This is a genomic window from Moraxella equi, assembly GCF_002027555.1.
Taxonomy (GTDB): Bacteria; Pseudomonadota; Gammaproteobacteria; order Pseudomonadales; family Moraxellaceae; genus Moraxella; species Moraxella equi.
The window spans coordinates 1-25,265 of record NZ_MXAP01000116.1 but is presented as its reverse complement, the minus strand read 5'-3'; the positions used below and the strand labels follow the sequence as shown (position 1 = coordinate 25,265).

The window sequence follows — 25,265 nt, the reverse complement described above, 5'->3', positions numbered from 1 at the left end:
GGGTTCGGTTGGTATAGCATAGCAAATAAAGCTTGTAAATCCATCAAACCATTAATACCATTAATAACACCAACAAAAACCATTCACCGCATGGCAAATGGTTTTTGTTGTGACCGCACCCAAATCTAAATGGCATAACCCAACGCATAGAACGCCACCAGCACCACCGCAATGATGACCGTACCGATGTTAAGCTTTTTAAACTCACCAGAGATGACACGACCCAGCACGAGCGAGCCAAAGCCTAACATGATACCTGTAACAATGTTCGCGGTCAAAACAATAAACACCGCACAAATAAGTCCGCTCATCGCCTCCACAAAGTCATCAAAATCCAGTTTTGAGACGTTACTTAGCATGAGTAGTCCCACATACATGAGTGCAGGGGCGGTGGCATAGTTTGGCACCAAAAATGCCAATGGCTGAAAGAACAGCATGAGCAAGAACAGACCGCCCACGACCACTGCCGTCAGCCCCGTTTTACCACCGACTGCCGTACCTGCCGCCGACTCGATGTATACTGCCGCAGGGGCGGTACCGAACACACCCGACATGAGTGATGACACCGAGTCTGCCGTGAGAGCCTTACCGCCACCCACGATTTGCCCGTCTTTGTCAATGAGACCCGCCTGCCCCGCCACCGCACGAATCGTCCCTGTGGCATCAAACACCGCCGTCATGACAAGGGCAAACACCGCAGGCAACACCGCCGCATTTAATGCCCCCATGATATCCATCGCCCCAAACAGCGACTCATCGCCAAAACTTGGTAGTTTAAAAATAGAACCGCCAAATTTGACATTCGGGTCAAAAATCAGTCCGATGATGGTAATGGCGATAATCACCCATAGGATACCGCCCTTGACCTGACGTTTTTCAAGACCGACAATCGCCGCCAGACCGATGAGCGACATGATGACCCCAAAGGAGGTAAACTCGCCCATCTTGACAGGCAGTCCTGCATCATTTTTGATGACAAGCCCCACGCCATTGGTGGCGATGAGTAACAAAAACAGCCCAATGCCAATCCCCGCGCCATGAGCGATAGAACTGGGTAGGTTCTTTAAAATCCACGCCCGAATGCCTGTGACCGATATCAGCGTAAACAGCAACCCCATTAAAAAAATCGCCCCTAAGGCGACAGGAATGCTAATACCTTGACCCAGCACCAAGCTAAATGCGGTAAATGCCGTCAAGCTAATGGCACAGCCGATTGCCATTGGCACATTGGCAAATGCACCAATCAAAATAGAACCAAACCCTGCCACCAAACACGTGGCGATAAAGACCGACTCGGCAGGAAAGCCAGCATCAGCGAGCATCCCCGGCACGACAATCACCGAATACACCATAGCCAAAAAAGTGGTTAAGCCTGCGATGACTTCTTGGCGTACCGTTGAGCCACGTTCATTGATGTTAAAAAAAGAAAGCAAAGACATAAATCGCCTTATCTTAAATTGCTCAAAAAATAGCGAGTAATTTTACCGTATAATTACAATTTTTACAAATATTAACGAAAATTTTTTTATGACATGTGCCTTGTTTTATGATTGGTAATTTAGGCGATTTTTGGGTAAAATAGGCGGATGATCTTATTATCTCTTACCCTACTTAAATTCTTAAATTGCAAAATACCGTCATGAAAAATTCCCAAGAAAATATCCGCCTACCCAACTTTCATGTTCATCTGGTGCGTCAGCATGATGATGGCTTTATCAATGAAGACATTGATTTGGCAGAGTATATTGGCACCTATGGCAAAGGCTTGATTTTGTATTTTTACCCCAAAGACAACACCCAAGGATGCAGCGTGCAGGCGAGCGACTTTACCACCTTGTCTGATGAGTTTGCCAAACTTGGCTATGTGGTGCTTGGCGTGTCTCGTGATGGCGTACGCTCGCATCAGAATTTTATCAGCAAAAAAGAGCTGGGTATTGGGCTTATCAGCGACCCTGATGAGGTGCTGTGCCAGCATTTTGATGTCATCAAAGAAAAAATGATGTACGGCAAAACCCACCTAGGCGTGGTGCGTTCGACGTTCGTGTTTGACAAAACAGGGGAGATGGTCGCAAGTTTTCGCAACGTCAAAGCCAAAGAACACGCCAACGCTCTACTGGATTTTTTAAAAACCCTATGAAAGTCATGCACTTATCATCATCGTTAAAGCACGATGAATCCGAACGGGGTATTTTTGCCATCACGCATGCCCTATCCAAAGCAGGGCATGAATCCGTGGTCATCGGCTCTGCCACCACCGATGATGAGCTTGTACTTCGCTTGCTTCGTGATGACACCGAGTATTATCGCATTCCCATGGCAAAAAAATCGTGGCTGTCATTGGTACATGTCCTAAAACTTAGACGACTCATCAGCGAATACGAACCCGACATCGTCCACGTCCATTCTCGCACGCCTGCATGGGTGCTACATTGGGCAATCCGTCCGCTACCTGACGACAAAAAACCCAAAATCGTGGCGACCATTTATGGCTTTTATCCATTTAACAACTACGGCAAAGCCCTGTTTTTCTCTGATGTTATCATCAGTGCGTCTCGCAGTATTGACAAATATCTCAAAGAAAAACTCGCCATCAAAAAAGAAGAATACAACATCCAAGAATTCCCCTTTAAAATCGTCTGCGTCCGCCGTGGCGTGGACACTCGCAAATACCCCTATCGCCATCATGCATCCGTGCATTGGCTCCATGGCGTGTTTGCCGAATATCCCGAACTTGAACACAAAAAATGGCTCGTGTTTCCCACACCTGTCGGACATGAATACGGTCAAGACTGGCTTGTGGATATTTTGGGCAACTTACAAGAAAAATTCCCAAACATCCACGCCATCATCATGGAAGATGATTTGGCAAACGCCACCGACCAAGACGTCGCCCACGAAGAGTTTGTCCAACGTCTGCACGCTTTGGGACTAAACAGCCGTGTGACGTTCATCGGACGGCGACCCCCCGACATGAAAGAATGGCTGTCATCTGCCAATGTGGTGCTTGCCCTTGCCGAACGCCCCGAGAGTATTGGCATTACCGCCATTCAAGCGATACATCTTGGCACGCCTGTCATCGGTTGGGCAAAGGGGGCATTTGCCGACATCCTACAAACCACCTACCCCCAAGGACTGGTCAAAGAAGAGACCGCCCTTGCTCTGTGCAAAAACATCAAATTCCACCTACAAAACAAAACTTGCCCCCCAATGACGCACGAATACACCATCGAGCAGATGACTGCTGAGACTTTGGCGGTGTATCAGTCGCTCGTGCCAGACTGTCATCTGGTTGATAAAGATAGGCATGATAATCTGGTCTGTGTCAAAGCCGAAAGTGCCTAAAAATCATGGTCTTACAAGTTATTTTTTCACGGAGCGTTTACAGGCGTTTTAAATTTATTTATAATCGGTTTTGTAGATTATTTGGTTTTATAAAAATAATCTACCTTTTTATTGGTTACATAAGGCTGTTTTATGAAAAAACTAAGCAAGCTTGGCAAAATCGCCCTAACATCTGCCCTATCAGCGACCCTGCTGTCAGGCTGTGCAACCAGTGCATTGTTAGAAAAGGACTCAGGCGGTACTTACACCACCACCCAAAAGAGGGTACTAACCAATGACGTTGTTGTGGCATTTGGTAAGCCATCATTAAAGCTACCCAATATCCCATCGGATGCGGTCGTGATTGTCGGTCAGCGTAACAGCTATGTGTTGGTTGAAGGCGGGACTCGCTTTAACAATCTCATCACTCGCCTTGACCCACGCTACATCAATCTTACCAAAGGCTTGGACTTTTATTCTGCCGATAATAACGGCAGTTTTACCGGTGAGCTTGCCTTTAAATACACCAAGCTAAAAGCCGAAGTGACCAACGAAGAGCTAAACTTCTTTTTGCAAAATGGCGTCAAAGAGTGCACCAATCACAGCGAATCGAATCTTGGGGCTCAAAGCTATTGCTTTGATATTCCTCTAAAAGGTCACACCTATCCTGCCGTGAGCAACCAGTCTAGCCTAAAAGCACTGAGTAAAGCCTACCCTGTCACCATCTACACCAACGAGCAAACCACGGCTTACCGTGAAGGGCAAAGCAGTTCTGTTGAAAAACTGGTGTTGTTTCCTTTCGCCGCCGCTTTTGATGTAATCACCTTGCCACTGCAAATCATCGGGCAGATTTTTGACTGATATTAAAGTTTATGGTTGATAAATAGGACGTATTTGGGTGCGTCCTATTTTTTGTTAAATCAAGTTGTCTTTTTCTTGCCAATTTGCTACAATCCCCTAGAAAAACAAGCCTTTTGTTTTTCATTGGTCTTTTTACATCTCGCTTATCTTTTGGCTCACCAATGAAAACTCTCCTAGACAACCTCTTTAAATTATCCGCACACCGCACCACCGCCAAAACCGAACTCATCGCTGGCATTACCACATTTTTTACCATGGTCTATATCGTCTTTGTCAATCCGTCCATTTTGGGCGTGACAGGCATGGACACACAGGTCGTATTTGTCACCACTTGTCTTATCGCCGCCTTTGGCACGATAGCGATGGGACTGTTTAGCAACTTACCCATCGCCCTTGCTCCTGCCATGGGACTTAATGCCTTTTTTGCGTTTGTGGTCGTCTCTAAGATGGGCTATTCATGGCAAACAGGCATGGGGGCGATTTTTTGGGGGTCGGTGGGGCTGTTTTTGATGACGATTTTTCAGGTTCGTTATTGGCTCATGGCAAGCATTCCTTTGGGACTACGTGTGGGTATCAGTGCAGGCATTGGGCTGTTTATCGCCTTGATTGGTTTTAAAAACATGGGACTGGTCGTGCCTAACGAAGCCACACTTGTGACAGTGGGCAACCTACATTCACCCACGCTACTCATGGGCGTGCTTGGTTTTTTTATCATCGTTGTGATGGCAGCCAAAGGTCGCCACTCTGGGGTGTTGGTCTCTATCGTGGTGGTTACCACCCTTGCTCTGATGTTTGATGATAACGTCAAATTCTCAGGAGAAATTCTCTCACTACCCCCTGCTCTCACACCCGTGGTCGGACAGGTGGACATCATGGGAGCGTTGGATGTGGCGTTATTTGGGATTATTTTTTCATTTATGCTCGTGAACTTGTTTGATTCATCAGGCACGCTCATTGCGGTGGCGGATAAGGCAGGTTTTGCCGACAAAGACGGTAAATTCCCCAAAATGAAACAAGCCCTGCTCGTGGACAGCACCAGTGCCATGGCGGGGTCATTCATGGGAACATCCGCCATCAGCACCTACATCGAAAGTGGTTCGGGCGTATCGGTCGGCGGTCGCACGGGGCTAACAGCGGTGGTCGTGGGCGTACTGTTTTTACTCACCATTTTCTTCTCGCCACTTGCCAGTATCGTGCCTGCTTATGCCACGGCAGGTTCGCTCGTGTTTGTGGGGATTTTGATGGCAAGTAGTCTCATCAAAGTAGAATGGGACGATTTGACCGAAGCCACGCCTGCCTTTATTACCACTGCCATGATGCCGTTTACCTACTCCATCACCGAAGGCATTGCTTTTGGCTTTATCAGCTACTGCGTGATGAAGTTTGCCACTGGTCGCTACAAAGAAATCAACGCCCCTGTTGCGGTGGTCGCCCTGTTATTTATCATTAAATTTGCGTGGGTGGGTTAGGACAAAAATAAACCCAACTTATCACTAAGCTGGGTGTGGGTAAGATAAAGTTTCCCTGCCATTCCTAACGGCGATTTAGTTCCTGTTATCCTAGTTTTACCATCATATTTTTGCGTATTATAAAAATTCTACCCATCGCTGACCATTGGCAAAATGCCTAAAATTTTGTAAGCAATTGCCGACATTTGTGTGAAAAATTATCAGTTTTTATCAGTTTTACTGATGTTTACTAGAAAATTTATGAAATTTGACAAAAACGCTTGCTTTTTTTGCCCAAAAAAGGCATAGTTATGGGTTACAACTTTTTAATAAATTTAAGGTGTTAATTATGGCAGATAAATTAACAGTCGGTCTTGTGGGCTGGCGTGGCATGGTTGGTTCGGTACTGATGAACCGCATGATTGAAGAAAATGATTTTGAGTATATCAATCCTGTGTTTTTTTCAACCAGTAATGCAGGTGGCAATGCCCCTGATTTTGGCGGCAAAATTGAGGGTGCTGGCACATTAAAAGACGCAAATGACATTAGCGAACTTGCCAAATGCGATGCCGTCATCACCTGCCAAGGGGGCGACTACACCAAAGCGGTACACCCTGCCTTGCGTGAAAGTGGTTGGAACGGTTACTGGATTGATGCAGCAAGCTCACTACGTATGGACGACAATGCCATTATCATTCTAGACCCTGTCAACCGCAATGTGATTGATGACGCCCTAGCCAATGGCAAAAAAGACTTTATCGGTGGTAACTGCACCGTAAGTCTTATGCTCATGGCAATTGGTGAGCTGTTCCGCCGTGATTGGGTGGAATGGGTGTCTGCCATGACTTATCAGGCAGCAAGCGGGGCAGGAGCCAACAACATGCGTGAGCTTATCTCTGGCATGGGCGTACTGCGTGATAGTGTAGTGGACAAACTTGCCGACCCTGCCTCTGCCATTTTGGAGATTGACCGCACCATCGCCACCGCTCAGCGTTCGGACGATTTCCCCAAACAGCATTTTGGGGCGGTGCTTGCAGGTAGCCTCATCCCTTATATTGACAGCCAGCTTGACAACGGTCAATCCCGTGAAGAATGGAAAGGTCAAGCCGAAACCAACAAGATTTTGGGCAAAGCTGATAGCGAGCTTATCAACATTGACGGCATTTGCGTGCGTATCGGAGCAATGCGTTGCCACAGCCAAGCCCTGACCATCAAGCTCAAAAAAGACATTCCGCTTGATGAGATTGAACAAGTTTTGATTAATGCAAAAAGCCCTTGGCTTGACGTTGTTCCCAACAACAAACCTGATAGCATGGCACGCCTAACCCCTGTGGCGGTAACAGGTACGCTAAATGTGGCGGTCGGTCGTTTGCGTAAGATGAACATGGGTGGTGAGTATCTGACTGCCTTTACCGTGGGCGACCAGCTACTGTGGGGGGCTGCCGAGCCACTTCGCCGTATGCTTGCCATCATTCAAGGCAGAATTTAACCCATAAATCTGCTTAGTTTGTCCAAGCAGAATGATTATTAGGTTAAGCGGTTTTGGTTTTTGCAGATATTGTAAACTTTTGCAAAAACCTGACCGCTTGCCGACATTTTAGTACCATATATTTGCAAATCATCAAAATAAACTAGCATTTTTTGCCATATTTTGTTATAAATGCACCATAAAACCGTTTATTTGACGGTCTCTTTTTATTCATTATTGACAACCCTTTAAAGGATAACTATGTCTTGGCATAAAACTCACCGCACTACTTTTATTTATCAAGCAGTGCTTGCTTCTTTGTTTGGTATGGTAAGCCTAAATGCTTCTGCCATGAATCTAGGTCAAGCCAACATCAAATCGGCACAACACGAGCCTTTATCTGCCACGATAAATGTTACCAATATTGACGCTGCCAATTTCCACGCATCTGTCGCCAGTAATGACATTTACCGCCAAATGGGTCTAAGCCCTGATGCACAGATTTCAGTAAGCTTTACCCCAACATCGAATAACGCAGGTCAAATCACGCTGACCTCCAACCAACCTATCGCCACACCATTTGCTGATGTGGTATTAAACCTAAATAATAACGGCGAGCAAATCATTGAGCCACAAACCTTGCTCATGCCCCTGCCTGCCACTAATGCTTTTACTCTACCTGAGGATAAAGTAACACAGGTCGTGACCGCTGAGACCAAGCCCAACCTACCCGAGGTTAGCCCCACAGCTGAACCTACCGCTCCAATCATCACCACCGAAACTGTACAAATCGATACACCAACGGTTAGTGAGACACCTGCCGAGATTGTTACACAGAATAAACCAGTACTTGAACCTGTACCCACCGCTGTCGGCACAAACGAGGGTAACATCATCTCCAAAGAAGAGACGGTATTAGCACAAATCACCCCAGAAGGCACCAATAAACAAGTGGACATCTTGACCGAAGAGATTGTCCGCCGTGTCTACCCTGCTGGGCAAGTCCCCCCATCGGTACCCGCTCAGCTACCACCCATCCAAGAAGAGCCGATTGTCGCCACGGATGACACCCCCAAATCTGATGTCGCACCAAGTGCTGACATTACCACCACCCAAACTGGCGATGCTGTTTATGTCGTCCAGCAAGGTGATAGCCTATGGGGCATTGCCAATACCATCGCCAAAGCAAATAACATGAGCGTAAGCGAAGTCATGAGCGCCATTCATGAGACCAACCCTGACGCGTTTAACAAAGGCAACATCAATCAACTAAAAAGCAATGCCAGTCTAAACCTACCTAACTACCAAGTCATTCCATCGCAAAAAGCCATCAGCGAAGCGATAAATGCCAAACGTGAAAGCGGTAAAGACAGAGCGGTTAGCGCCTCCAAAAAATCAACCAAAGGCACAAGCAAACAAACAGCAAGAACCAGTACACCAAAACGCAGCAGTCAAGTGATCGCCAAGCCTGCTCAAAAAGCCCTACCCAAGGCACAAATGACGTTAGTTACCCCAACTCAGCAAGGCAAAGCAACTGGCACAAACAATAAGTCTACCCCGAGTGCTGTCGCAGGTGGCAATGGTAATTTGGCAAGCACACTTAAAAATACACGTCAGCAAACAGCAAATAATGCCAAACGTGTTAACAGCCTAAACGAAGAGCTCTCATCAGCCGCCAAAAAAGTTCAATTGCAAAACCAAAGACTTGCTGAACTTGAAAATCGCCTAAAAAATCTTAAAGAGAAACAATAATTAACAAAAGGGCCATTGCCCATTAAGCCTGTATATCAAGCTTAATAAATCGGAGTTATCATGGAAACCATTATTATCGCCATCGGTGCTGTTGTTGTGATTGGAATTGCGGCGTTTTTTGTATTAAAAAAACTACAAGCTCAAAAATCAGAACTGCCTGCAAACCCACAGGCTCATATCCCTGCTCAGCAAACCTCAGTAGCACCCACGCCGACAGCAACTAGCAATGACCTTGCCACCGCTGAGGCTCATATCCGTAATCAAAACTACAATGAAGCGATTGCCGAGTTAAAACGGATACTAATGACCAACCCCCGTCATAACGGTGCGATGCTAAAACTGCTACAAACTTATGGCGTCACCAAACAGTTTGCTGCCTTTAACCAGCTACACCAAAAAATCCATGAGATTGCCGATGGTGAAACCATTCGTGAAGCTGATTTTTGCAAATCTTTGCTAGAAGAAGAAATGTCCAGTGCGGCAATTCAAACACCAGCACCCACCCAAACTGTCACCATGACTACCCCTGCAGATGCAGTGGCGGTCGCCCCACAATCCGAACCATCCAACTCTCTTGACAGTGGCTTAGATTTTGAATTTGAGACGCCCGAACCTACTCTCGCCACTCCTAATGACAATATCAATGAACTTGATTTTGATTTTGACACACCACAAATCCCAACACCATCAGCCAAATCTGCTGTTGAGAATAACGATTTTGATCTAAGTTTTGACGTTCCATCCCAAGAGACGCAGCCTATCGCCAAGCCTGCCCTGGAAGAACCCACCTTAGATTTTGATGATTTTTCTTTTGACGAACCATCAAGCACACCACCAGCTAATGAGCCAACCCTTGATTTTGATATGCTAGATGATGATTTCAACCAAGGCTTAGGTGGTGCTTTAGACATTGGTTTGGGTGGTGAGTTAAATAGCGACTTATCAGCTGACTTTGACACCAAGCCAGCACCAAACACAGTTGCTCAGACAGCTCCAACCCCAAACTCTGATGAATTAGATGCGTTTGATTTTAACTTTGATGCACCTACTCCTGCACCAGTCCCAAGTGCTAGCCCTGTCAACTCTGATGACTTAGGTTTTGACTTTGATTTGACACCTGAACCAGTTGCAACCCCAGTTACTACTACACCTGCTAATGATTTGGCACTTGACGGCTTTGATTTTGATGCCGACTTATCATCTCCTGCACAACCTACCACGCCATCTCCTACCCCAGTATCCCAAGCTGATATGTCGGATCTTGGAGGCTTTGACTTGTCATTTGACACCCAAACCACCCCAGCAGCACCTACACCACAAACAAATGCTGATAATGGATTGGGCTTTGACGGTCTTGATGCTGACTTTGGCTTGGTTAGTGAGCCTGAGCCTGCTATCAAACCAGCACCTACACCTGCCACCCCTAGTGCTGATTTTGCTGATTTTGACTTAGGTTTAGACAGCACACCAACACCTAAACCCACTCCTGCTAACACCAATGACAACTTGAGTTTTGATAACCTTGACTTGGGTCTGGATACGCAAACAGCTCAACCTACGCCATCAAAAGCAACTACGCCAACACAAGATACCGCATTGGCGTTTGATGCTAACGAGCTAGCATTTGATGCAACATCCATCACCGAGACGAACGATCTCAGCTTCAGTGGTTTTGATTTTGCCGAAACGCCAGCAGTCACTGCTCCAATGTCTTCACCCAAAGTCGCGCCATCCGCCCAACCAGTAACCACTGCATCCCCCGTGTCAAAACAACCCACTCAAACTGCAGGAGTGCCATCCGAGCTGAGTTTTGTTGATAATCTTGACAATACAGAAGTGACACTGAATCTTGCCAAACAATATCTTGACCTTGGCGAGTACGACAGTGCCAAACGTCTGCTTGATGAAGTAATACAAACAGGTAATGCCACTCAGCAACAAAACGCACGTGAGTTATTAACCCAATTAGTATAATGTCGTAGCTATCAACATATAAGGCATGTCTTACGATGTGCCTTTTTGCTTTTTTGCCAAAACCATGCTATGATTCGCCCAATCATTTTACACTTAGCTTATCATGCTCTATCAATCAGACGACATCCATCTTATTTATGCTGGCGGTACTTTTGGCAGTCATGGCACGCCTTTATCGCCCTTACCCGCCCATGAGTTTTTACCTGTTTTACAAAATTTATTAAACAGCCGATTAGGCAGCAAGCAAGTCATTTTGGATAATGACTGCATCAAAGACAGTAGCACCTTAACTCCCACTGACTTTGCCCATTTTTATGAACTCATCGGTACCGCCCATCAGCAAGGTGCCAGACGATTTGTACTGATTACAGGTACGGATACCCTAAGTTTTTTGGCAAGTTTTTTATTTCACGCCTTTACCAACCGCGACTTATCCTTGGTTATCACAGGGAGTATGAATCCACTACTTGTGGCAGATAATCCTACTTATCACATAGATGACATCAGCGATGCTTGGCATAATCTATCAGATGCCATCAATGTCAGCCAAACCCGTCAAGGTGTGTTTGTGCAGTTTTACCACCAAACCTTTTGGGCGGACAACACTCAAAAAATAGACAGTCTCAGTCCCAATGCCTTTTATGGCACACACGTCAGCCATCCAAGCCTGACATTACCCACAGTCCGCCCCGAGCCTTTTGACATCATCAAACATCACGCCAATACCGCCAACATCAAAAGCATTTTTTTACTGCCCAATGACACAAACCACATCGCCCAAGAGTTAGCCAACATCAATGACGACACCACTGCTGTCATCCTTATCACCTATGGGGCGGGCAACTTACCCAAAAGTGATGCCATCATCGCCGAGCTTGACCGACTACATAAACAAAACATCCCTGTGGTATGCACCACCATGTGTCCTTTTCATGGAGTGAGCACCACTTATGCCGTAGGGTCTTGGCAATATGCTTATCATGTGTGGTCAGGGGGTAAATTGAGCATTCCTGCCATCTACGGGCGACTTTTATGGCTGGCGATAAATAACGCTTTATGTTCTGATAACTGGTGATTGGTGATGAGTATGACAATCCACGCCATTGGCATTGAGTTCATTGGCACGCATTATAAAGGTTGGCAACGTCAGCAAGAAGTGGACAGCATTCAAGCCCGCCTTGAATACGCCATCTCCAAAGTCGCTAACGAACCTGTGGAAGTCATCGCCGCAGGTCGCACTGATGCAGGGGTGCATGCAGGTAATATGGTGGCTCATTTTGCCACCACCGCTCATCGCACGCCCCACCAGTGGCTTCGTGGCGTAAACACCCTACTGCCCGACGACATCGCCTTAACGTGGGTTATGCCCATGCCTGATGACTTTCACGCACGCTTTGGTGCCGTCGCTCGCCGTTATCGTTACATCACCCTAAATCAACCCTATCGCCCTGCCATCTTACGCCATCAAGTCACTCATTTTTATGAACCCCTTGATGTCGATGTTATGGTGCAGGCCAGCCAACTTCTGCTTGGCACGCATGATTTTAGCAGTTTTCGCTCATCCATGTGCCAATCTAACAAGCCCGTCCGAGATGTTCATCACATCCGCCTATTTAAAAATGGGGCGTATCTTGTGTTAGACATTCAAGCAGACGGCTTTTTGCACCATATGGTGCGTAATATCATGGGCATGCTGTTTGCCATTGGCACAGGCAGGCTCCACATTGACGCTTTGCCTACACTCATCGATACCAAAGACCGCTCACGACTGCCACCCACGGCAGATGCGGATGGGCTGTATTTTATCAATGCTTATTATCCTGACAAATTCCAACAACTACTGCCAAAACAGCCTTTGACCCCGTTGTGGCTTGGTTTATTAGAGTAATCCATTGCTATTTTATGTAATTTCTACTATAATACCGCTTTCATTTTTAACTTATCTGACTTATGGCAAAAAAAGACGACATCATCGAGTTTGAAGGCGAAGTCATTGACACGCTACCAAACACCCTATTTAAAGTCCGCCTTGACAACGGACACGAAATCATCGCTCACATCTCAGGCAAGATGCGTAAACACTATATCCGCATTCTGACAGGCGATAAAGTCAAGGTTGAGATGACCCCTTACGATTTATCCAAAGGTCGCATTACTTATCGTGGCAAATAAACCTACCACGCTCGTCTTGCATGGTTTGCACCAAACCAGTTTGATTGTTTATCCGCTTGCCAGATACATTCGGCGAGCGGATTTTGTCGTGCATACACCCACCTATCACAGTCTCCGCCAAGACGTCTCGGCACACGCCAAACGCCTAAATGACTACCTGCTCACTCATCATAGTCCCGACAAACCCATCAATCTCGTGGCTCACAGTCTGGGCGGATTGGTGATTCGGCAGTTTTTACACGACTATCCCGCATGGCAAGTTCATCGCTGTGTCTCCCTTGGCACGCCTCATCAAGGCAGTGTTTGTGCCACTTATGTTAAACGCACGCTGTCACCCCTAGTCGGACAGTCCTATATCGGAGCGTTAGACGGCACTTGCCCGAGCGTGCCTAATGACGTGGAATTTGGCGTGATTGCAGGGGATAAGCCCCAAGGCTTGGGTCTTCTGTTTTTAAATTATCACAACCGCCACTACCGCACCCGACATGCCCATGACGGCACGGTATTTGTCCATGAGACCGAACTACCATCTGCCACCGACAGCCTGATTTTACCTGTCACTCATACAGGCATGCTAACCAGCTCTGCTGTTGCCAACCAAGTGGTACATTTTTTGGAATACGGTAAATTTAGACGGGCTTAGCCTATCTAGGGTGTGCTTTTGGCTTTTTAGCTTGCCTTTATCGGTTGCAATTTTAAAAGCTGAGCCACGCCACGTCCCACCGCCTGCCCTGTGGCAAAACATGCCGTCAAAAGATAACCACCCGTCGGGGCATCAAAATCCAACATCTCACCACAGACAAAGACAGCGGGATTGGATTTTAGTTGTAATTCATCAGTTAATGCTGACCGCTTGACACCGCCACCTGTGCTAATGGCTTCATCCATCGGGCGAAAACCATCAAACATCATCGGCAGGCATTTAACAAAACTTGTCATGCGTTCGTGATTTGCCCAGTCTGCCCTATGGGTACATTCACGAATTAGGGCGATTTTCACGTCATCCAAGCCGATTTTTCGTAAAATGTTATTCAAAGACTGCTTTTTATTTTTGGCAAATATCTTGGCGATGTCATCTGGCGATTTGTCAGGCAATAAATCCAAATACACCCTTATCCTATCATGACACGCACGCATGGCTTTGTTGTATTTATAAATCAGTCCGCTCTCCATGCCATAATGAGTAATGATGATGTCGCCTTGGGAGACAGGCTCACCATCTGTCCACAGACCCACCCTTTTTAACGGTTTACCAAAAAACTTATCCATGTAAGGCGACCACGACCGCACCACCCCGACATTACTGGCATACAACGGAGTTAGCTCATCATCGGACAGCCATGCCTGCCATGTGCCTGTCGCCCCCAATCGCCGATATGAACCGCCACCACATGCTAGCACGATGACATTAAACGTCTGCTCAAACTCCGCCCCATCATGGGTAAATCGCACGGCATTACCATTCACGCCCAAGCACTCATGACGATAAAAAATCTGCACGCCCCTTGCCATCAAGCGACGTAACCATGCCCTTAGAAATGCCGATGCTTTCATCTGCACGGGAAAAATCCGCCCACTTGACCCGACATAGGTCTCAATGCCCAGCCCAGCGAGCCAATCTACGACCCACGCATTATCACAGACTTGCAAAAAAGGTGTCAGCCAGTCGGACGGGGTGTAACGCCCCACAAAAGCCGTCATCGACTCGGCATGGCTGACATTTAGCCCTGTCTTGCCTGCCCATAGGATTTTGCGGCCTGCACTTGGCATTTGCTCATAGACACAAATGTCCACATCATAAGCGGACAAATGCTCTGCGACCATAAGACCACTCGCCCCTGCCCCAATGATGGCAACCTTAGGCTTCATCGCTTGGCGACCATGATAAATGTAGGGGCAATGTCTCATCAAAACGGGTACGATAACCGCCAGGCTTGGTAATGATAAGTTCTTGGCAACGCTCGCCCCGTGCCAAATATTTAATCTCAAAATGCGTGCGTGCCGACATCGGCTCTATCTGCCTTTTAACATAAGGCAGTTGCCACATCTCAGTAAGCAGTCGCTCAGCTTCGTCGATATAGTCGCTAATGTTACTTGCCAAAATAATCTGCCCACCATCTGCCATCTTGGACAGTAACAGCTCAAAGAATGGCATATTCAAAAAACGCTGGTTTTTGTTTTTGGGTTCGGGGTTGGGGTATAAGATAAAGCAGGTTTGGAGCTGCTTGGGATACACCGCAAAAGCTGTCCACGCAATGGCGTCAGCGTGAATGGCGGTCAGATTGGGCGGATTTGCCATACCTGCCTGTTTGTCAAACGCCCCAAACTTTATGGCGGTGCGTTCTATGGCATATAGGTGTTTATCAGGGTTTTGATGGGCAAATAACAAGGCGTGCTTGCCCTTGCCCGCTCCGATTTCAAGGCAAATGGGTGTATCAGCAATGGGATAAAAATCCCTAGGCGGACGCAAACTGGCTAAATGAAATATTCGGGGGAAATAATGAGATAACGGATTGGATGGCATAAAAATGATGAGTCTAAAAATAATGGAAAATGACAGTTTTTATATACAATACTGTTTTAAAGATAAGATATTGATTTTACACAAGAATATATTTTATTCTGTTATGCTCTCTTTAAAGTAACCAACAGCGGAAACTCAGCTTCTTCGGCATACTCTTGCACGATGGCGATTTTCATCTCACCAATCTCTTTGGGTAGGGTCGCCACAATCGCCTGCCCTGTTTGATGAATGTCCATCATTAAAGATACAGCTTTATCCATGCCATGAGCAAACACTTCAACGAGCACAAACACCACAAAGTCCATCGTGGTAAAGTTATCATTATGCATGACCACATGAAACAATGGTACTTCTGCCTGTTCTGGCTTAGTTATCACATCGTTTTGGCTGTCGATATCAGATTCATGTTGGCTCATATCACACCTTTGCTTTTACTGTTATTCGCCTGCACCGACAGGACGCTCACTCACGCCCTTATCTTCCCTTTGGGCAACGACTTCGCCCACTTGCCAGTTATAGAGCTGTTCGACACGCTCACCACCTGCATTGATTTCTAGCTTGATTTGCTTAGGCACAAAATCTTTGGGCATGACAAACCGCCCACGAATCCGTTCCACATCTTTAATCTCATAAATGGCAGGCTTTAAGGGGATTTGCACCATGCTGGTGGCGTTTAGCAGGGTCATCTTGGGTGCCATGTTCATGGTCGAGCCTGATGACGCTATCATCGCCACATCAAAACGATACTCATAGGTGTTATCAGGCAATGACAGAATCTCACTGCCCAATATTTCAAGGGGAATACCACCATCTTTGGCAAGTTTTTTCTTAAACAGCTCATTGACTTGAGCCAGTTGCAGGTTTTTTGTGGTTAGCTCTTCATTTTGTTCACGCAATGTTTCTAGGTTTGACAAGCTAATGTCACGCTCTTTGACCGCTGAGTCAAGTTGTTGTTTTAACTTGGCTTCATTGACCGTCATGCCTTGTAATGGATCTTCACTGCCGTCTTGGGCTTGAACGGTTTGCAAGCTCACCCCTTTTCTTAGTCCTTGCTTGTGTCCAATTTTATAGCCAAAAACTGCCATAACCATCGCCACCAACGCCAAAGCAATGACAAACAGCACCAAAATCTGCTGTGCCGAACCACGCTGATGAGAAATGCCTTGCTGGCGAAAATTACGATTTAAAGAATTCATGACAAAATCAAACCACACAAAGTGAACAATAAAGAGACATGTATATTTACACGTAAAAGTGCATTATTATACCAAAAAATTAACAAACGTTACGCCCTAATTTTTACCAATTTACCCTTTAAAATACAAAAATCATTTATTTATAAAATTAATCATAAATTGTTATCAGCTACCCACAAATGTGCATTGACGTTTTTATCGGTTTGCGGTATTGTAAGCGATGGTAAATTTTGGTTGGTTTTTTAAAAGACCATTATTTATTAACTTTATTTATTATGCAATAAACTATTCTGATAAAGCAATCTAGGAGATTGTTCATGTTGTGGTTTTTCTTTTGTGTCGCTGTATTGGTGGCAGGCTATTTTGTGTATGGCAAAGTGATTGAAAAAATCTTTGTCATTAATCCCAACAAAAACACGCCTGCCTACACCATGACAGACGGCGTGGACTATGTGCCAATGTCCAAAAAACGCATTTGGCTCATTCAACTTCTAAACATTGCAGGCACAGGCCCGATTTTTGGCCCAATCTTGGGAGCGTTGTATGGTCCTGTGGCGATGCTGTGGATTGTGTTTGGCTGTATCTTTGCAGGGGCGGTGCACGACTACATGTGTGGCATGCTCTCGGTGCGAAATGGCGGGGCAAGCATGCCGTATCTGACGGGCAAATATCTGGGGCAACCTGTCAAGCATTTTATTAACTTGCTTGCTGTTGTCCTGCTTGTGCTTGTTGGCGTGGTCTTTGTCGCAAGTCCTGCCGCCCTACTTAGCTCCATCACCATGGATACTTTTGGCAGTAACGCCACAGGGGTGATTAATGTCAATAATGCCGAGAGCGTTACTGTTGCCGCCGAGAGCGTCAAAAATACCGTGTTTGGCATGGATAAAGACACCATCGTGGTGTTGTGGACAGCCCTGATTTTTATTTATTACATCATCGCCACATTACTGCCTATTGACAAAATCATCGGTCGGATTTATCCATTTTTTGGCGGATTATTACTATTCATGTCGCTTGGCATGACTTATGGTCTGCTTAAAAATGAATTTGGCGGACAAGGCGATTATTTCTTTAATAGTATGGGTGGTTTGACGGTTGAGAGCTTCTTTATGAACTTACAACCCAAAGGTGACTTGCCCATTTGGCCTCTCTTGTTTTTGACCATTACCTGTGGTGCGTTGTCAGGCTTTCATGCCACGCAAACCCCGCTCATGGCTCGCTGTGCTGAGAATGAATCTGAAGGTCGCTTTATCTTTTATGGAGCGATGATTACCGAAGGGATTATTGCACTGATTTGGTGTGCGGTCGGCATGTCGTTCTATCCTGATTTGGCAAGCCTACAAGGTGCCATTGCTGACGGTTCACCCTCCAAGGTGGTCTATGACAGCTCGATTGCCTATCTTGGCACCATTGGCGGTATCTTTGCGGTGCTTGGCGTGGTCATCCTGCCCATCACCTCGGGCGATACAGCGTTTCGTGCGGCACGGCTTATCATTGCTGAGTTTCTAACCATGGAGCAACGCACGCTCGTCAAGCGTTTGTGGATTGCTATTCCGCTATTTGTCATTGGCTTTATCGTCTCAAAAGTGGACTTTGAAATCCTATGGCGGTATTTTAGCTGGGCAAACCAAACTGTGGCGGTGGTCATGCTGTGGACAGCGGCAGGCTATCTGTATCGTTATCGTAAGCTCCACTGGGTTTGCACATTGCCTGCCATCTTTATGAGTGCAGCATGTTATACGTTTTTGGCGTACAATAAAATCGGCTTTGGGCTTGATTATACGCTGTCGGTGTGGATTGGCATTGGGCTGACAGCACTAACCACAGGGGCATTCTTTATGTTTGTCAAACGTGAAAGCGTGGCAGGCGACCCCGATGCGGTGGTGGTGGAAGAAAAAATCACTTCTACGGCGATAAAAGTGTGAAAATGCAATTATAACATGCGAAAAACCACGTCCTAGAGCGTGGTTTTTTAACAAATTTAAAATGCAATTTGTGTTACAAAAGATGGGTGCGCTTTAATTTGATACCCTTTCTTCTATCACCACTTTTAACCGCTCGCCTTCAAACAGCTCCATCTCAGGGGCAAGCGTCACCATAAATCTATCAAAGTACAGTAGCTGCTTGGTTAATAACGCAAAATCCCTAGGAAAATGCACGCCATAACGCTTGCCAATCTCCACAAGTTCTAGCATGAGTAGGTTAAGGTTATCCGTCTCTTGGGGTGAACCATGCACCTTGTCCATCATCGCTTTTAGGTCGTCTGCCAGTTGCCCCACTTTGATTTTATCATGGCTGTGGGTCATGCCAATATCGACCATCGCCTGTGCCATGCCGTGATAGTCGTTAAGCTGCAGAGACTGCACCAATGAAAAACACGCCTGCAAACTGCTCGGCTTAATCTGCCCCATCAGCCCAAAATCCAAAAAGGCAATCCGCCCATCGGTCAGATACATGAGATTGCCCGCATGCAAATCCGCATGGAACTCGCCCGTCATCATCAGCGACAAAAACCACGTATCTAACACATCCGCCATCACTTTTTGGGGTGTGGTGCGATTGCTTTGGGCGATGTCGCTAAGCAAGCTCTCATCAACGAGCGACTTACCAACCAACAAATCCATGACCAACACACGCTTGGTCGATAGGTCATGATGAACCACAGGGGTGGTAACGTGGTGCGTGCCTGTCTTTGCCAAAAACTCACGAAATTTATCAATGTGACGAGCTTCCGCCAAAAAATCCGTCTCAGCAGTCATGCGAGTGCGAATCTCATCAATAATGGGGGTAAGATTGGCGGTTTTCATCATTGGCAAGAATCGCTCCATCGCCCAAAACGCCCCATGTAGTACACCTAGGTCAGTCTGCATAATCGCCCCAACATCGGGCTTTTGGATTTTTAGGGCGACTTTTCGCCCATCTTTTAACACCGCCTTATGCACCTGTGCGATACTCGCTGACGCCAGTGGCACAGGGTCGATGAACGCAAAAATATCATCAAGCCCAAGCCCATCATCAGTCAGCTCCTCAGTCAGCACGGCTTGCATTTTGGCAAATGGCACGGGCGGTGTGGCATCCAAGCAGTCAGCAAAGGCAAGCACATACTCACGGGGAAATAGCGATGGCGTACTGGCGATGAACTGCCCAAGTTTGATATAAGTCACGCCCATCTGCATAAAGGCATCTTTTAATAGATAAGCATCCATCTGCTCGCCCTTGGCAACACGCAAGGCAGATAGCCCTGCCACGCTGGCACTTTTATGTAGGCGACCTAGGACGTTTGCCCCTGTATTTAGGGATTTTTTGGCAAATTGTAATGGTGATGTTTTCATGGTTTTATCATCTAAAATGGTACGGCTAAGCGTTGCACAGCGGGCGGTGTTTATTGGTGGCAAATCGCATTTTTTGTAAAGTCATGGTTCTGCCCTGCCATAATAACAGCTCGTGAGCGATAGGGTTATGCCCCCGTCCGAGATAATCTAGGGCAATCTGTGCTGACATCGAGCCGATGATACTCACGGTGCTAGACAACACCCCTGATGTGGCACAGTTTTGGGTAATACTGCTGTTATCATCTTTGTCCTGCCCAAACAAACACTCATAACAGCCAGTTTGCTTATCAAATAACGCAATCTGCCCCACTTCACCAATGGCAGAGTTGGACAACAGGGGCAAACCGAGCGTTCGGCAGGTTTGGTTAATCAAATAACGACTGGTAAAATTATCCGTGCAATCAATCACCAAATCAGCACCACTACCGCCAATTATCGCTGTGATATTATCTGCATTTAGCTCCACGTCCTGATGAGTGATGTTAATAAACTCATTATGCATCGCCAATGCACGGCTTGCCACTGCCACCTTTGGCTGACCGATGTCCGACTCTCTAAACAGTGTTTGGCGTTGCAAATTACTACGGCTTACCACATCAAAGTCAATCAAATGCATGCTCCCCACGCCTGCCCGTGCCAGAATCTGCAAGACAGGACAGCCTAGACCACCCACACCCACAATCAGCACACGGCTACTTTTTAGGCGTAGCTGTGCATCCACATCCCAGTCATTTAGCAGAATCTGCCGGGCATACCGCATGAGTTCATTATCGCTAAGCTCACTGGTGGTCATTTTTTTATCATTATCACTCATCACAAACCCCCATCGTGATTCTGTCATTACCGCCATAATCTTTGACGGTGCGAACATCTTTAAAGCCTGCCTTGGCACAAAGCGTCCGCACGCCCACCCCTTGGTCGTAGCCATGTTCTAAGGCTAATACGCCACTAGGCATGAGATACACTGCACTGCCCTTAATGATTTTTTCAATATCGGATAAGCCGTGATTGTCTGCCACCAATGCCGTGATAGGCTCCGCCCCCAACTGTGCCAAATGCTCATCGGTGCGTGCGATATAGGGCGGATTGGAGGCGATGACATCAAAGCTCTGCATGGGGATATTTTCATACCAATTGGATTGGATAAATTGGCAATTTGCCACTTGCAAATCTTGTGCATTTCGCCGAGCAACGTCTAAGGCATGATGAGAATAATCCACCGCCAGCACCGTACTAGACGGCAACGCCTTTGCTATGCTTAGGGCAATACACCCCGAGCCTGTCCCCAAATCCAATATCCGAGCCTGCCCCAAACCCTTATCCGCCACCACATCAAGCACCGCCTCCACCAACATCTCTGTATCAGGACGTGGGATAAGCGTGTGTTCATTGACCGCAAACCCATGCCCAAAAAAGCCCTGCCTGCCGATGACATATGCAAGTGGCACGCCCGAGCATAGTTTTGTCATGCCACCTTCCAGTCTATCATATTCATCAGCGGTCAGCAGATAATCATCGTGGGTGATTAAAAAGGCTTTGTCTTTATTTAGCACAAATAATAGCAACGACTCAAACCAATGATAAGGCAGGTGTGCGTGCGATAGCTTGCGAAATTGGGCTTTTAGGGCATTGATGGTATGCATGTCATTCTTTGTCAAGTACAGACTCGTCCAGCGAGATGTGTTTATCTGCCAAATGAATCAAATATAAAATCGGCAGTCCAATCACAAATGTAATGGCAAAAAACGTGGGATAATCGGTCGCATCCACAATCGCCCCCGAATAACCACCCAAGATTTTTGGCGATAGGGTCATGAGTGATGAAAACAGGGCATACTGCACCGCCGTGAAGCGAATGGATGTCAGTGCCGACAAAAAGGCGATGAATACCGCACTTGCCAAGCCTGCCGCTAGGTTATCGGTAATCACCGCAAAATACATGACCAGAATGGTCGGCATATTGGCAAGGATGATAAATAACAGGTTCGTGGCACACGCCAGTATCGCCCCCACCATCATCGCTCGCATGACCCCCATCTGCTGAGCCACCCAGCCCCCAACAAAGCCACCGCCAATACTGGCAATCACGCCCACCACTTTGACCGCATTGGCGATTTGGATTTTGGTAAAGCCCAAATCTTGATAAAATAGGTTGGAGATGTTCCCTGCCACGATGTCCGAGATACGATACAAGCCAATAAGTGCCAGCAGCAGCATCGCCTTTTTGCCATAACGAGCAAAAAAATCGGTAATAGGGGCAATCCATGTCGCCTGTGCCACTTCTCGTCTGACCACGCCTGCCTGCACCAAGCCATAGCCGACCGCCCCCATGGCAACTGCACTACTGATGAACTGCACACAACCCAACAAAAAGGCAATACCCACACTCTCTGACTCCGGCAATACCCCACCCATCGTCCGATACGTCATGATAAAAGCCACCACTGAGAGTGCGAATACCACGCACAGTCTTGCGTAGTCTGCGGTTTGGGTAACCACAGGTTTGACCTGACGGATAGGCTCACGAATCAGTAGCGTGGTCGCCACACCGATGAGCATGACGCACGCCATGATGAGATAGGTTTTTTGCCATGCCACATACTGATACATGCCTTCTTTGGAGCCAAACAGCTCCGCCAAATACAACGCCCCTGCCCCCGAGATAATCATGCCAATGCGATAGCCTGCCACATAACTTGCCGAGAGTGCCGTTTGCATCTCGCTAGGGGCGGACTCGATACGATAGGCATCTATCACGATGTCTTGGGTCGCCGCCGAAAAGCCGAGCAACACCGCCCCCACCGCCATCACGGACGGGGCAACCTGAGCGGGGTCAGTCATCGCCATCATAATAATGGCAGTAATGATAAACACCTGACATAGTAGTAACCATGAACGGCGATGACCGAGCATTTTACCAAGCACAGGCAAGGGCAAAGCGTCCACCAATGGCGACCAAATAAACTTAAACGAATAACCCAACGCCGCCCAGCTAAACATCGTCACCGTACTGCGGTCAATGCCTGCCTCTCTTAGCCACAAGCCCAAACTAGAAAAAATCAGCAAAATAGGCACGCCTGCGGCAAAACCCAAAAATAGCATAGATAAAGCTTGACGATTAAAATAAGCCGTCTTAAATGCCGAAAAATCAAATTGTTGTATCATTGTATTATATGAGTGCAAAAATCATTTGCCATTTTAGACTATTTTTGGTTATTTTACAAAAAGTTATTGTGATATTTTTAAAATCAGACACGTCCATGCTCACATATCCACCCCACACATCAAGTCAAATACACTCACCGATAGAAACCATGCCACCTAAATTGCAATATCCACATAAGATACGTTTGGTAAACAAATCAACCATCTAACCTTTTAAAGTTACCGCCAGTCTTAACATATTGCCAATTTATTATAATTATGACAAAATAAACATCCCTTTTAGAACATCAATCCATCATGAAAATTTTTAGCGTTGCCATTAGACAAGAAGATGATACTTTTTATGCCCAAGTACCTGATTTGCCAGACATTCACGTGATTGGTGACAGCATCGCCGATACGATTGATAAAGTACGTTCTGCCTTGATTGGGCATTTACAAAAACTGGCAGATGATGGCAGTGACCTGCCCCAACCTGAGAACATCACCAATCATCTAACCAACCGCAAATTTGCAGGGCAAACATGGGCGATAATTAGCTTAAATTGCATGCTCTTTAACAGCAAGCAAAAATCCTTTAACCTGCCCCTTGCCTTACTCACCCAAATCCAAACACAAATCAGCTATGATGAACACGACATTGAAGCCTTTATTTTAAAAGCCATAGAGCATGAACTTGCCAATGCTTAGTGGATAATCTCCATCTTTGTACCGCACAAATGCCGATATTCCTAATCGGCATTTGTTTTTTCTTTTTGGGTATTTTCTTTTTTGGTGGTGACTTTTATAATGACAGCACTTTATAACTCAGATTAAGGGGCGTATCATGGCGATAGATGTGGTCATCAACCAAAAGCATTTACAAATTCAGCTCAAACAGCTAGAAACCGTCTGGCATACCGTCGTCAATGGCTATAACCTATCCCAAGCCGCCGAACTGCTCCATACCAGTCAGTCCAGCCTATCCAAACAAATCGCTGCCCTAGAAAATCAACTCAAAGCGGACGTGTTTACCCGTCAAGGAAAACGCCTAACAGGGCTTACCCCCATCGGCAAATCGCTACTGCCCCACATCGAAGCGATTTTTGCCGAGATACGCACCATCGAAAATCTAAGCCTTGATTTTAATAACGCCCAAGAAGGCACGCTGACCGTTGCCACCACCCACACCCAAGCCCGCTATGTCTTGCCCACCATTGTTAAGGAGTTTTTGCAAAAATTCCCTAAGGTCAATCTGGTGCTACAACAAGCCGACCCTGAGACCATCGCCCAAATGGTCATTCGTGGTCAAGCCGACATCGGCATTGCCACCGAGAGCCTGCTCAATAACGCCGTGTTACGCTGTCATCGCTATTATGACTGGTCGCACGTGGTCATCGTCCCCAAAGACCATGAGCTGGCAGGGGTGGCAGGCGTGATGGATGGCGTGGATTTGCCTGAGCTGGCAAGTTTTCCCATCATTACTTATCATGGTGGTTTTACAGGGCGAAGTGCCATTGATAGGACGTTTGAGCAGGCAGGGTTACAACCTAAAATCGTGCTTGCCGCCCTAGACTCGGACGTGATTAGCACCTATGTATCGGCAGGTCTAGGTATAGGCATCATCGCTGAGATGGCGTATGAACCTACCAACTATCCTGACCTTGTTGCCATTCCTGTGAGCCACTTTGGGCGGTTTACCAGTTGGATTGCGGTGCGTGATGACAGCGACATTCGCAAATTCGGCGGTGAATTTATCAAGCTGTGTCAAAGTCAGTTTGATAGACGCTAACACAACACAATTTTTTAGGACGTGTTGAACTTTGGTATTTGCCATGAAAAATGAGAAAAATCGCACGTTTTTCAAGGAAAAACGCAGGCTAATAGTCATTCTATCAGACAAGTTTTTGACTTCAAGCCACAAGATTTAGCCATTTTTCATGAAAAATATACCAACCGAACCCAAAATATGCTACAATACCCCTATGGCATACTCAGATGATTTTAGACAACAAGTACTAAGGCAACTAAATTGTGGTAAAACCTACCGACAGCTTGCCGAAGAGTACAATA

Annotated in this window: 23 protein-coding genes; 14 read left to right on the top strand and 9 right to left on the bottom strand. The window is 46.6% G+C overall.

What is annotated here, in order from left to right; genetic code table 11:
- Positions 1-125 precede the first annotated feature (125 nt).
- On the bottom strand, positions 126-1,439 hold the full coding sequence (locus B5J93_RS10910; protein ID WP_079326402.1) for an NCS2 family permease: 1,314 nt from the start codon (positions 1,437-1,439) through the stop codon (positions 126-128).
- A gap of 200 nt (positions 1,440-1,639) precedes the next feature.
- On the opposite strand from B5J93_RS10910, the gene B5J93_RS10905 reads away from it, so the two are divergent.
- From B5J93_RS10905 to B5J93_RS10855, 11 genes are all read left to right on the top strand, one after another.
- A complete protein-coding gene (locus B5J93_RS10905) occupies positions 1,640-2,137 on the top strand; it encodes a peroxiredoxin (protein ID WP_079326401.1) in 498 nt (165 codons plus the stop codon).
- Positions 2,138-2,142: 5 nt separating this feature from the next.
- Positions 2,143-3,342, top strand: a complete 1,200-nt coding sequence (locus B5J93_RS10900; protein ID WP_228144930.1) for a glycosyltransferase — start codon at positions 2,143-2,145, stop codon at positions 3,340-3,342.
- Positions 3,343-3,474: 132 nt separating this feature from the next.
- Complete coding sequence (locus tag B5J93_RS10895; protein WP_079326399.1) at positions 3,475-4,182, top strand: YidX family protein; 708 nt, start codon at positions 3,475-3,477, stop codon at positions 4,180-4,182.
- A 161-nt stretch (positions 4,183-4,343) separates the two neighbouring features.
- A complete protein-coding gene (locus B5J93_RS10890; RefSeq protein ID WP_079326398.1) occupies positions 4,344-5,651 on the top strand; it encodes an NCS2 family permease in 1,308 nt (435 codons plus the stop codon).
- Between the two features lie 328 nt (positions 5,652-5,979).
- Positions 5,980-7,119, top strand: coding sequence for an aspartate-semialdehyde dehydrogenase (gene asd, locus B5J93_RS10885; protein WP_079326397.1), 1,140 nt, complete (start codon positions 5,980-5,982; stop codon positions 7,117-7,119).
- A 240-nt stretch (positions 7,120-7,359) separates the two neighbouring features.
- Positions 7,360-8,850, top strand: coding sequence for a type IV pilus assembly protein FimV (locus B5J93_RS10880; RefSeq protein WP_079326396.1), 1,491 nt, complete (start codon positions 7,360-7,362; stop codon positions 8,848-8,850).
- Between the two features lie 60 nt (positions 8,851-8,910).
- Positions 8,911-10,824: a FimV/HubP family polar landmark protein gene (locus B5J93_RS10875; protein ID WP_079326395.1), complete on the top strand. Its 1,914-nt coding sequence runs from the start codon at positions 8,911-8,913 to the stop codon at positions 10,822-10,824.
- 103 nt (positions 10,825-10,927) lie between these two features.
- The gene (locus B5J93_RS10870; RefSeq protein WP_079326394.1) at positions 10,928-11,899 is read left to right on the top strand and encodes an asparaginase domain-containing protein; all 972 of its coding nucleotides are present in this window, start codon (positions 10,928-10,930) and stop codon (positions 11,897-11,899) included.
- Positions 11,900-11,905: 6 nt separating this feature from the next.
- Positions 11,906-12,712 carry a tRNA pseudouridine(38-40) synthase TruA gene (gene truA / locus B5J93_RS10865; protein ID WP_420811410.1) on the top strand — a complete coding sequence of 269 codons (807 nt, stop codon included), beginning with the start codon at positions 11,906-11,908 and terminating at the stop codon, positions 12,710-12,712.
- A 62-nt stretch (positions 12,713-12,774) separates the two neighbouring features.
- The gene (infA, locus tag B5J93_RS10860; RefSeq protein ID WP_029102801.1) at positions 12,775-12,996 is read left to right on the top strand and encodes a translation initiation factor IF-1; all 222 of its coding nucleotides are present in this window, start codon (positions 12,775-12,777) and stop codon (positions 12,994-12,996) included.
- Entirely contained in the window at positions 12,986-13,639 is a 654-nt protein-coding gene (locus tag B5J93_RS10855; protein WP_079326392.1) for an alpha/beta fold hydrolase, read from the top strand. The genes infA and B5J93_RS10855 overlap by 11 nt, the downstream gene beginning before the upstream one ends.
- Before the next feature lie 26 nt (positions 13,640-13,665).
- Here B5J93_RS10855 and B5J93_RS10850 read toward each other — a convergent pair whose 3' ends face one another.
- From B5J93_RS10850 to B5J93_RS10835, 4 genes are all read right to left on the bottom strand, one after another.
- Positions 13,666-14,865 (bottom strand): TIGR03862 family flavoprotein, encoded by a 1,200-nt coding sequence (locus B5J93_RS10850; protein WP_079326391.1) that lies wholly within the window; start codon positions 14,863-14,865, stop codon positions 13,666-13,668.
- Positions 14,855-15,520: a class I SAM-dependent methyltransferase gene (locus tag B5J93_RS10845; RefSeq protein ID WP_079326390.1), complete on the bottom strand. Its 666-nt coding sequence runs from the start codon at positions 15,518-15,520 to the stop codon at positions 14,855-14,857. The genes B5J93_RS10850 and B5J93_RS10845 overlap by 11 nt, the downstream gene beginning before the upstream one ends.
- A gap of 101 nt (positions 15,521-15,621) precedes the next feature.
- Positions 15,622-15,936 carry an ATP-dependent Clp protease adaptor ClpS gene (locus tag B5J93_RS10840; protein WP_029102797.1) on the bottom strand — a complete coding sequence of 105 codons (315 nt, stop codon included), beginning with the start codon at positions 15,934-15,936 and terminating at the stop codon, positions 15,622-15,624.
- Positions 15,937-15,957: 21 nt separating this feature from the next.
- Positions 15,958-16,716 (bottom strand): coiled-coil domain-containing protein, encoded by a 759-nt coding sequence (locus B5J93_RS10835; protein WP_079326389.1) that lies wholly within the window; start codon positions 16,714-16,716, stop codon positions 15,958-15,960.
- A 317-nt stretch (positions 16,717-17,033) separates the two neighbouring features.
- Between B5J93_RS10835 and B5J93_RS10825 the strand changes: the two genes are divergently transcribed.
- Complete coding sequence (locus B5J93_RS10825) at positions 17,034-18,641, top strand: carbon starvation CstA family protein (protein WP_079326387.1); 1,608 nt, start codon at positions 17,034-17,036, stop codon at positions 18,639-18,641.
- A gap of 93 nt (positions 18,642-18,734) precedes the next feature.
- Here B5J93_RS10825 and B5J93_RS10820 read toward each other — a convergent pair whose 3' ends face one another.
- The 4 genes from B5J93_RS10820 to B5J93_RS10805 are packed head-to-tail and all read right to left on the bottom strand — an operon-like array spanning position 18,735 to position 23,213.
- The gene (locus tag B5J93_RS10820) at positions 18,735-20,048 is read right to left on the bottom strand and encodes an ABC1 kinase family protein (RefSeq protein ID WP_079326386.1); all 1,314 of its coding nucleotides are present in this window, start codon (positions 20,046-20,048) and stop codon (positions 18,735-18,737) included.
- Between the two features lie 25 nt (positions 20,049-20,073).
- Positions 20,074-20,808: a HesA/MoeB/ThiF family protein gene (locus tag B5J93_RS10815; RefSeq protein ID WP_420811411.1), complete on the bottom strand. Its 735-nt coding sequence runs from the start codon at positions 20,806-20,808 to the stop codon at positions 20,074-20,076.
- A 46-nt stretch (positions 20,809-20,854) separates the two neighbouring features.
- A complete protein-coding gene (prmC, locus tag B5J93_RS10810; protein WP_079326384.1) occupies positions 20,855-21,691 on the bottom strand; it encodes a peptide chain release factor N(5)-glutamine methyltransferase in 837 nt (278 codons plus the stop codon).
- A gap of 1 nt (position 21,692) precedes the next feature.
- The gene (locus B5J93_RS10805; RefSeq protein WP_079326383.1) at positions 21,693-23,213 is read right to left on the bottom strand and encodes an AmpG family muropeptide MFS transporter; all 1,521 of its coding nucleotides are present in this window, start codon (positions 23,211-23,213) and stop codon (positions 21,693-21,695) included.
- A gap of 297 nt (positions 23,214-23,510) precedes the next feature.
- On the opposite strand from B5J93_RS10805, the gene B5J93_RS10800 reads away from it, so the two are divergent.
- Both B5J93_RS10800 and B5J93_RS10795 read left to right on the top strand, forming a co-directional pair.
- Entirely contained in the window at positions 23,511-23,903 is a 393-nt protein-coding gene (locus B5J93_RS10800; RefSeq protein WP_079326382.1) for a type II toxin-antitoxin system HicB family antitoxin, read from the top strand.
- Positions 23,904-24,039: 136 nt separating this feature from the next.
- The gene (locus tag B5J93_RS10795; RefSeq protein ID WP_079326381.1) at positions 24,040-24,984 is read left to right on the top strand and encodes a LysR substrate-binding domain-containing protein; all 945 of its coding nucleotides are present in this window, start codon (positions 24,040-24,042) and stop codon (positions 24,982-24,984) included.
- Positions 24,985-25,265: the final 281 nt, after the last annotated feature.